6 protein-coding genes and 5 pseudogenes are annotated in these 8,683 nt (G+C 53.1%); all 11 read right to left on the reverse strand.

The window, feature by feature from the left end; genetic code table 11:
• Positions 1-76: 76 nt before the first annotated feature.
• On the reverse strand, positions 77-727 hold the full coding sequence (locus tag B5G03_RS18070) for a hypothetical protein (RefSeq protein WP_343286882.1): 651 nt from the start codon (positions 725-727) through the stop codon (positions 77-79).
• Between the two features lie 87 nt (positions 728-814).
• Positions 815-1,831: pseudogene (locus B5G03_RS18115) on the reverse strand (VirB4-like conjugal transfer ATPase, CD1110 family); the annotation flags it as partial.
• A gap of 6 nt (positions 1,832-1,837) precedes the next feature.
• A pseudogene (locus B5G03_RS18120) lies at positions 1,838-2,263 on the reverse strand (Hint domain-containing protein); the annotation flags it as partial.
• Positions 2,243-3,703 (reverse strand): annotated as a pseudogene (locus tag B5G03_RS18125) (VirB4-like conjugal transfer ATPase, CD1110 family); the annotation flags it as partial. The pseudogenes B5G03_RS18125 and B5G03_RS18120, both read right to left, overlap by 21 nt.
• Complete coding sequence (locus tag B5G03_RS02010; protein WP_087180101.1) at positions 3,606-4,037, reverse strand: PrgI family protein; 432 nt, start codon at positions 4,035-4,037, stop codon at positions 3,606-3,608. The pseudogene B5G03_RS18125 and the gene B5G03_RS02010, both read right to left, overlap by 98 nt.
• 70 nt (positions 4,038-4,107) lie before the next feature.
• The gene (locus B5G03_RS02015; protein WP_087180102.1) at positions 4,108-4,839 is read right to left on the reverse strand and encodes a hypothetical protein; all 732 of its coding nucleotides are present in this window, start codon (positions 4,837-4,839) and stop codon (positions 4,108-4,110) included.
• A 2-nt stretch (positions 4,840-4,841) separates the two neighbouring features.
• On the reverse strand, positions 4,842-5,405 hold the full coding sequence (locus B5G03_RS02020) for an MT-A70 family methyltransferase (protein WP_087180103.1): 564 nt from the start codon (positions 5,403-5,405) through the stop codon (positions 4,842-4,844).
• A complete protein-coding gene (locus B5G03_RS02025; protein ID WP_242962256.1) occupies positions 5,405-5,854 on the reverse strand; it encodes a SpoVG family protein in 450 nt (149 codons plus the stop codon). Before B5G03_RS02025 ends, B5G03_RS02020 begins: the two co-directional genes overlap by 1 nt.
• Positions 5,855-5,885: 31 nt before the next feature.
• Positions 5,886-6,749 (reverse strand): VirB6/TrbL-like conjugal transfer protein, CD1112 family, encoded by an 864-nt coding sequence (locus tag B5G03_RS02030; RefSeq protein ID WP_087180104.1) that lies wholly within the window; start codon positions 6,747-6,749, stop codon positions 5,886-5,888.
• 6 nt (positions 6,750-6,755) lie between these two features.
• Positions 6,756-6,848: pseudogene (locus tag B5G03_RS17760) on the reverse strand (Maff2 family mobile element protein); the annotation flags it as partial.
• Positions 6,849-6,934: 86 nt separating this feature from the next.
• Positions 6,935-8,467 (reverse strand): annotated as a pseudogene (locus tag B5G03_RS02040) (recombinase family protein); the annotation flags it as partial.
• Between the last annotated feature and the right edge of the window lie 216 nt (positions 8,468-8,683).

The raw sequence follows: 8,683 nt of genomic DNA on the forward strand, positions 1-8,683 counted from the left end.
CCCGCCCTCGGCCACCAGCTCTGTGCGGTGGGCCGCCTCAATGCCCACATTTTCATGCTCATTCTCATAGATCTTCTTATGGGCATATCCGATAGCCGCATTTGCGCCTTTTTTTCACCGGGCGCAGAGGTTTGGCGCCTTTTATGTGTTCCTGTTGGGAGATCACCTCTTTTTCAAATTTTAAGCGCCGTTTGGCGTTGCCGGTGGCAGCGTCCGGCTCCACCTCCATCCGCAGTTTCCGCCTGGCCGGAAGATTGGCTTCGGCCTGTTCCAGCTTCCGGGCGGTCCGTTCCGCCTTCTGCTGGGCCTTTACCAGCTTTTTGCCGGGGGCATCCGGCGGCAGCTCGTCCTCGGCAAATTGCAGTTTTGAGGTGCGGGGCTGCTCGGTAGCCGCTTCACTGGCGCTGCTGGACTCGGAAAACTTCTGCTGGTAGCGGGTACGCCGTTTGCCGGATTTCTCCCGCGGTTCCTCCCATGGGGCGTCCTCATGGGCTTCCGGCTGCGAATCTTCCAGAGGGGAAGCATCCGCGTCCTCCACTGGCTCCACCTGCGAGGCGTCACCGTCTTTCGGCCTTTGCTGCCGGGTGTGGCGGGCTTTGGCCGAAAGGTCCTCCAAAGAATCAGGAGAATCCCTTGCCTGCCGCAAATCAAAATCCTGTTCCCGGCCACTGATACGGGTTTCCTCGCCGGAGGCCGCGCCCCGTTCCACCAGCCCATCACGGGTCATCTTGTGAAATTTCTTTTCCTTTGCTCTAAATTCTTCATCCCTTGGCAACTGCATCACCTCCCATACGCCAGGCGGTGAAGAAGATTATCACGTTCCAGCCTCCGCGACTTCCTCCGGGCGGGTTGTCATGATCTGATACAGGCTGGTGTCCTTCGGGAAGTGATCGACAAAGGGGATAATCACATTTCCGAAAAACAAAAGGCCCTCGCCGGGGCCGCTGTGGGTTACATAGGAAAGCTGCGTCGGGCTAATCCCAAGCTGTTTTGCCAGAATCTGCCTGTCGCCCTGAGCTTGGTTCAGCATGTAGATGAAATCCGAGTTTTCAAAGATATTCTCGATTTCACGGGAAGCCAGCAGGTCCTTCACATTTTGCGTCAGGCCGCTCGGAATCCCGCCCCATTTTCTGAACCGCTTCCAGATCTCAACGGAAAAAGCACCGGTCTGGCCTTTGAGAAGAAGATGGAATTCGTCGATATAAAACCAGGTCGTTTTATGCTTCTCCCGGTTGGCGGTAACGCGGTTCCACACGGCGTCCTGCATGATAAGAAGCCCGATCTCTTTCAAGGCTTTGCCCAGGGATTTAAGCTGGAAGCACAGGACGCGGTGGCTGTCCATGTCGATGTTGCTCCTATGATTAAACACATTTAAGCTGCCGTTGACATAGATTTCAAGGGCGGTGGCGATATTCTGGGCCTCCGGCTCGCTCTGCTTGCGAAGCAGTTCATACAGATCCCCCAGGATTGGCATATTCTCCGGGCGGGGGTCCTGCAGGTAATCCCGGTAGACCAGGCGGGTGCAGCGGTCAATGATGGTTTTCTCGATAGGGGTAAGCCCATCCTTGCCGCCGATAATCAGATCACACAAAGAGAGGACAAAATCGCTCTTTAATGTAATGGGGTTCTCGTCATCGCTGTAATCCAGGTTGATGTCCAGCGGATTGATATAGTTGGAGGAAGTGGGCGAAAGGTCAATGACCTGCCCCTGTTTCCCAAAGCGTTTTACCAGCGGGCCATATTCATTTTCCGGGTCTGCGATGATGATAGAATCATCCGTCAGCAGGAACACATTGACGATCTCACGTTTCGCGCTGAATGATTTTCCGCTGTTGTGGACGACCAGCCCGTTTTCCAGCAGGAAATTCATATACCGGGGGACGGTAAGGTCATACACCGGCACTTTTTTGGGCAGTTTCAGCACCGATACCCGCACCGCGGTATGGCCGCCGCTCAATTTCTGGCCTTCCTTCACATCCACCGCCTGCATGTACTCCCCGGCGTCATCCATAATGAGATGGCTTTCCGTACAGCGGAAAGTGGTGCCGTCCTCCAACGTGATCTGCTTTAAGACATCCGCGTATTTCTCAATGCGAATATCCCGCGCCATGGCAGTGATAACCTGTCCGGTTTCGTCATCAAAGGTCTTGACCTCGATTTCCTCCACACCGCGGGCCAGCAGTTCCTCAAAGGAGGCGGCGCTGCCGTCTGCCAGGAGAATCCGGGTATCACCGGCAAAGCAGCCGGGCGTGCCAAGAAACAATCCGTTGGGGTTTTTCAGCAGCTTGCGGTTCGCCATAATCAGGTTTGAGGAAATGGCGTTGAGGCCGTAATACAATGCCTGCCCATCCTGGAATAACTCACAGGTGGTAAAGGGCACGAAAATAGCGGTGCTGCTGGTAGTGAGGCCCCGCTGGATCTCGATCTGGTTCTGGCCCAGCGCCAGAGAGGACATAAGGCCCTGTTCCTGCTGGTAGTCCAGGCGTTTCAGCGCGCAGTTATACTTTTGGGCAATACCGGAGGCAGCCATAATATCGCTGAACAGCTTTTGCCTTTTCGGGGCAATGTTCTGTACCAGCACCGTTACCAAAAACATACGCTCATTCCGGGATTGCAAATCTTGAAGCAGGTTTTGGGCTTCCTCCCCATAGGTGGCAAGGTCCGTGGGAATGATGTCCATATCATATCCGGCCCGCACCGCCTTTTTCTGTTCCTCAATCTTCATTTTCTGCAAATCGCTCATTTTCCGCTTGATATTGCGGATCGCCTGGGCCTGGTCGATAGACTGGATATGCAGGTTGATCGTCACCGCATCGTCCAGGTCCAAAAACTCTGCCAGCATCCGGTCCGTCAGCTCCGGCGCCAAAATCTGCAGAAAGGAGACAGCGCCGGAATACTCGCCAATACGGAAGGTCTTGCCGTCCTTCGAGAAGGTGAAGCTGGTTGGCGCGATAAAATCCTTTGTAGAGAGGCCGGTTTTGGCAAGGTCGCTCCAGGCGAATTTCAATTTCTCCTGCCCGCTGGGGTGGAGCTGGCTGTGCAGAAGCTCCAGCCGTTCCAGCCCATTCAAAGAAGCCGCCTGGACGCCCAGGGTCTTAAAGTTGTTCAGCACATCCGCTTCCACACGCTCCAGGCGCATTTTCGCGGTACGCAGGTCGTCCGCCTCAATGCCAAAGGTGATATACTTCCGTTTGGCAAGGCCGTTATTGCCTTTTTCAAGCTGGTTTTTGAGCATTTCCGCATATTCACGCCGGATGTCATCGTACTCGTCCCCCTGGGGCGGGATGGCAATGCTCTTGGAAAAGTCCTGCATATTGGCCCGCTGGTTGATAAAGGTGAGCTGGACGCTGATCGTGGAATCAAAATAATTGAGGAAATCACAGTAATTCTCGAAAATCTGCGCCTTATCATCCGCCTGGGCAAGCTGATAGTTAATATCGAAAAACTGAATAGTCTTGGTATATAGCTTATCATTGACGCGGCAGATACCGTCCTTGTAGATCTCCCGGTAGGGGATCGTCTGCTGGGCCGTCTGCGGCGCGTCCCGTTTTACTCCATTGAAAAAGCCGCCCTTGCCAGGCGGCTTCGCATGAGGCCCAGATTTCTTACCGGCCTTTTTTACTGCGGACCGGTTTTTTCGCGCCTGCTGGATGTTTGCCTGCAGGCGCTTTTCCTGCGCTTCCTGCTGTTTGGTTTTTGGCAATACTTATTTCCTCCTTCTTCGATATGATTTTATAAAAGTTCCGGGTCTTGTATGGGCGCGTCTCCGGCCACAGCCGGTGCCGGATCATATTTTTCAGAATCTTCTCCGCTGGCTGGCCGTCGCGCTCATACATTGCCATAAAGAAAAAGGGCATCATCAGCCCGATCATCAAAAGCACCGAAGCGGTATTCCCGATCACCGTACGGGTGAGAAAATACACCGGCAGGCCAACCGCTCCGGCAATGCTGAAAAAAACAAGCTGCCTTTTGGTCAAATTAAAGGCAACTTTGGTCTTAACCTTCGTTAAATCTTTTGGAACCGGTACATAGGGCAAAAAATCACCTTCTTTCCTTCAAACGCCTGCCGCCGTAAAAACAGGGCAGGAACAATCCTTGTTTTTTGCTTTACCGCTCTTTCTCGTGGGGCGGCTTTTTATCAGGATCAGGAACACCCATGCGGGAACTCTCACGGATAGCTGCCTGCAGGCGCTCCCGCAGCGAAGATCTTTCAGCCGGAGGCTCAAAGGCTTCATCAATCAGATTTTCCCGTTCCGCATACAGTGTTTTCATAGCCTGCCCGATGTCCTCAAATGGCCCATACCGGCTGATGATTTGCAGCGGGTGGGTGAATTGCAAAAAGAAATCCATTTCTTCCTTGACCGGCGTGTACTTGGAAAGCAAGGCGCCGAAAGTATCGGACAGTGCGGCAATCTCACCCGCGGCATCGAACAGCCTTTCCCGGCTCCAGGATAATGCCTGTTCCCGAAAGCCGAAATAGTCCGATGCCAACGCCTCACGGAAACGGGCAAAGGTCTGGCTGGACTCATCCTGCTTTGGAGCCGGTTCAAACCGCTCATAAGCCCGTATTTCATTCAGCAATTCGCAGATTGGAAAGCTGTGGGCATGGGTGTTTTCCTCTTTGCACCAGCGGGCAACTTCCAACGGGTCCTGAAACGACAGCAGAGCCTCTACCTCCGCCGGGGTAAAAGGATGTTCCACTTTCAAATAGTAATGGAGCTGGGCGAGGTCCTGCAGCTCATAAATACTGCCAATGTCCTGTGAGTCCAGCAAATCCGCATGGACTTTCAGGCAGTCATCCAAACGCTCCATCAGCATCCGTTTCGCTTCCTGTTCCAAACTCAAATTTCCTCCTTTCTCGCCGGGAGGGTGATCGTGCAATCGACTTCGTTGCCCCATACATCCCAACCCGGCGTTTTCTGGCGGGCAAAAAGCTCTACCTTGGGCTGGTCGCCCATCAGCTTGACGATCTTATCCCGCACAATATCCGGCTTTTTGCTGTGCTGCTCGATATGGGAAATGACAAATTGATGGATTCCGGCGCTCTGCCGTTTGGGATGGCCGCGGGTAGCCAGAAGGCACACCTCCGCGTTAGAGCGCGTCCAGAATCCCATGCCGTAAAACCAGGTATCAGCTTTGCGGTTTTGTTTCAGCCACAGGAAGGCCAGCGTTTTATACTGAAATCCCCAGGCGTCAATGACGCGGAACGCTTCTTTAAGCTGGGGAAACGTACCCCAAAGAAAAAGTGCGCTGTCCTTGGCCGCAAGGTCCGCAACCGGAAGCGCACAGATTTCCTCAATGCTCATCGTGGGATAATGGTTTTCCGCAACCCCATGGCCCCGCTTCATATCGTACCGCCACGGCGGGTCCGCATAGATGATCCCGTATTTTTTATCCTCCGGCATCAGCGGGAGGGGCCGTCTTTGGCGGCGGCTGCCTTCACCGGCTGGCTTTTCTCCTTACCGGCGTTCTCTTTCAGCGCCCCGGTCAGCGAAGGCTTTTCTGCCGCGCCTTTGGTGGCATCGAGGGTTGCCTGCAGGCTTTCAATGGCCGCGCCATATCCTTCAATCAGCGCCTCGTTGAGCTGGCGGCGAAAATCTGCTGTCACCGGCCAGCATACATCCCTCCAGTTTCCTTTATTGTCCTGGGTGGAGGGCATATTGACATACAGCCCCTTTTCGCCGGAACAGATCCGAAAGCCGTCAATCTTAAAACAGCCCCCGATGGTGACGTTGGCATAAGCCAGCAGATTTCCCATAGGAGCGATAGGCCGGACACGCACATCCAGCTTGAAAGGCAGTTCACCGTTTGTTTCCGGGACAGTGGGGGCTGCATTAGTATTGTTATTGCTCATAAAACATCTCCTTTACTTTTTGTCACATACGTCAATGTGCATTGAATATTGATTTGGATAACGAGCCTGTCTTAAACAGGGCAAAGGCCAGCAGCACCGTATAGCCTGCTGTACCCCAGATTGCGGCATGTACGCTGCTGGAAGATGGGATGGATTGTACCAGCACCGCATAGATCGCAACGCAGATTAAAATTAGGAATCCCTGGAAGCCAAGGGCGAACAGGGAGCGCAGGTAATTGGTCCCCATCGCTCCCCATTCGCGGTTGGCGAGTGTGGAAAAAGGAATCGGCGCAATGCTCACGGTCAGATAAATTTCTATCATTCTGCCGTAAACGATCACAAAAATCACGATAGACAAAATCCACATGCACAGGTTGATGATGTTAGTTTCCAGCCAAAGGCCGATCAGTTCCCAGATCCCCATAGCTTGAAGCTGTGTTTCCAGATCGGCCATGGACGCGGCCACATCCAGATTTCCGTTGATGATCCCCGCACTGTTCGCCACAACCGTCTGCGCCACATCGAATACGGCCATCACAATCGTAAAGCAGTTGGTGAGCAGATAGGTGGCAACGAAGGTCTTGAACACCCACTTAAAAATGTTGAAGGTGTCAAATTCGTGCATGTTGTTTTTCTCAAGAATCATCTGGATCAACTCATATACCAGCACAAAGGTAAGGATTATGCCAGCAATGGGCAGCACCACCGTTTCCGATAGCGTCTGGATCATATTGAAAACACCGCTGTTCCAACCCTGGGGGGTCTGGCCTACCTGCGAGGCCACATCGGTTACTTGGTTGTTGACCGATTCAAAGATTCCCGTAAATTGTCCTGTAATGGCGTCGATTAAGCCCTGTTTTATCCAGTCTGTTATCCAGCCAAATAACCAGTCCATGGACGATTAGAACAAGCCCGACAGAAGCGGAATCAGTGTCATCCCTACCACTGCGATACCGCCGCCAGCCATGAGCTGTTTCATACCCTGGCTTTTTGCTTATGTGCGATAAAGAAGTAATAGAAGTGTAAAAAATTTTGCCGTTCCTATCCGGCACTTGGCCATTGTGTCGGATAGGTCGGGCGTTAGGCTTCGGGCAAGTCAATCTTGCCGACAAAGCTGTAATAAATCTCAATGTCTTGCCTGCGGGTGCCGTTCTCGTCATAGCTGCACTCATGCACGACGATTTTCTCAATCATCTCCCGCAAGAGGGTTGGGGTAAGTTCCTCAAAGGCAAGGTGCTTTCGGACGATACCCATAAACTTTTCCGCGTTGACGGTGGCAGCCTGCGACTTGTCCAGTTCGGCCTGCAAAGCGGCGGCGCGGTCTTTCAGTTCCCGCTGCTCCTGCTCATAGTCTGCCGACATTTCCATGAAACGCTCGTCGCTGATTTTGCCGTTCACATTGTCCTCATACAGCCGCTTGATAATGCGGCTCACTTCGGAAATGCGCTCCTGCGCCTGTTCAAGCTGCTTGGTAGCTGCGGCGGTCTTTCTCTTGCCGCCGATCTCGTTCTGCTGGATAAGCAGCTTCACAAAGCGGCTCTCATGCTTGGCGGCGTATTCCGTCACTTGCCGGAGATTGGAGAGGACACCGGCGGTCAACAGGTCGGTGCGGATAAAGTGCGCCGTACAGTCGCGGGTGCGCTTCTTGTAGCTGCCGCAGATGTAACAGTCCTGCTTGCGGTTCTTGTTCTGATACCGCTGCTGATACATCACATGGCCGCAGTCGGCGCAGAACAGCATACCGGAGAACAGCCCCACTTCATCATAGCGGTTCGGGCGTTTGCGCTGCTTGCGTAACTCCTGCACGCGCTCCCATGTTTCCCGGTCTATGATAGGCTCATGGTGGTTCTCAAAAATGGCCTGCTTCTCCACGGGGTTCTCTACACTGTGCTTGACCTTGTAAGAGGGCTTTTCCGTCTTGAAGTTTACCAGACAGCCGGTGTACTCCCGGTTTTCGAGGATATGAACGACGGTGTTCGTCGCCCATTTGCACTCATAGCCGGGGTGGTAGCGTCGTGTGCTGCCTGTCCTGCGGTATTCCAGCGTCCCCGGCGTGGGGATTTGCTGCTCCGTAAGCATACGGGCAATCTTGGTCGGGCCATTCCCGGCAAGGCAAAGCTGGTATATCTGCTGGACAACCGGCGCGGTTTCCTCGTCAACGAGATAGTTCTCGTCCTCGTCCATGAGGTAGCCATATACCGGCTTGCTGGTAACAGGCTTTCCACTCATGCCTTTTGCTCGTTTTACTGCTTTGATTTTCTTGCTCGTATCTCTCACCAGCCATTCGTTGAACAGATTTCGCAGAGGGGTAAAATCGTTGTCCATGCCGCCGTTTGCGCTGTCTACATTGTCGTTGACAGCGATAAAACGCACTCCCTTTTGAGGGAACAGCATTTCCGTGTAAAATCCCACCTGCAAGTAGTTTCGCCCTAACCGGCTCATGTCCTTGACGATGACCGTACCCACTTTCCCGGCTTCAATGTCTGCAAGCATGGCTTGAAAACCGGGGCGCTGGAAGTTCGCGCCGGAAAAGCCGTCGTCGGTGTACCAGCGCAGATTGGTAAAGCCGTTCTGCTTGGCGTAGGTTTCCAAAATCCGCTTTTGGAAAGCGATTTGTCAAGGGGAGATTACCCCGGAGTTATACATTTTTCTTTTTTGAGCTTCTGAGCCGTCGACTTTCACCGCGGTCCTAAAATTTTGCATAAACACGACACAAGATCAGCAGCGTGTAAGCAATCAGAAAAAACTAAACCGCCTGTCCCTATGGCCGAGATAAGGGTCACTAGGACAAGCGGTTTTCTTTGCCTTAAATGATGACTGGTAAGATGT

The sequence above is a fragment of the Gemmiger sp. An50 genome (assembly GCF_002161595.1).
Taxonomy (GTDB): Bacteria; Bacillota; Clostridia; order Oscillospirales; family Ruminococcaceae; genus Allofournierella.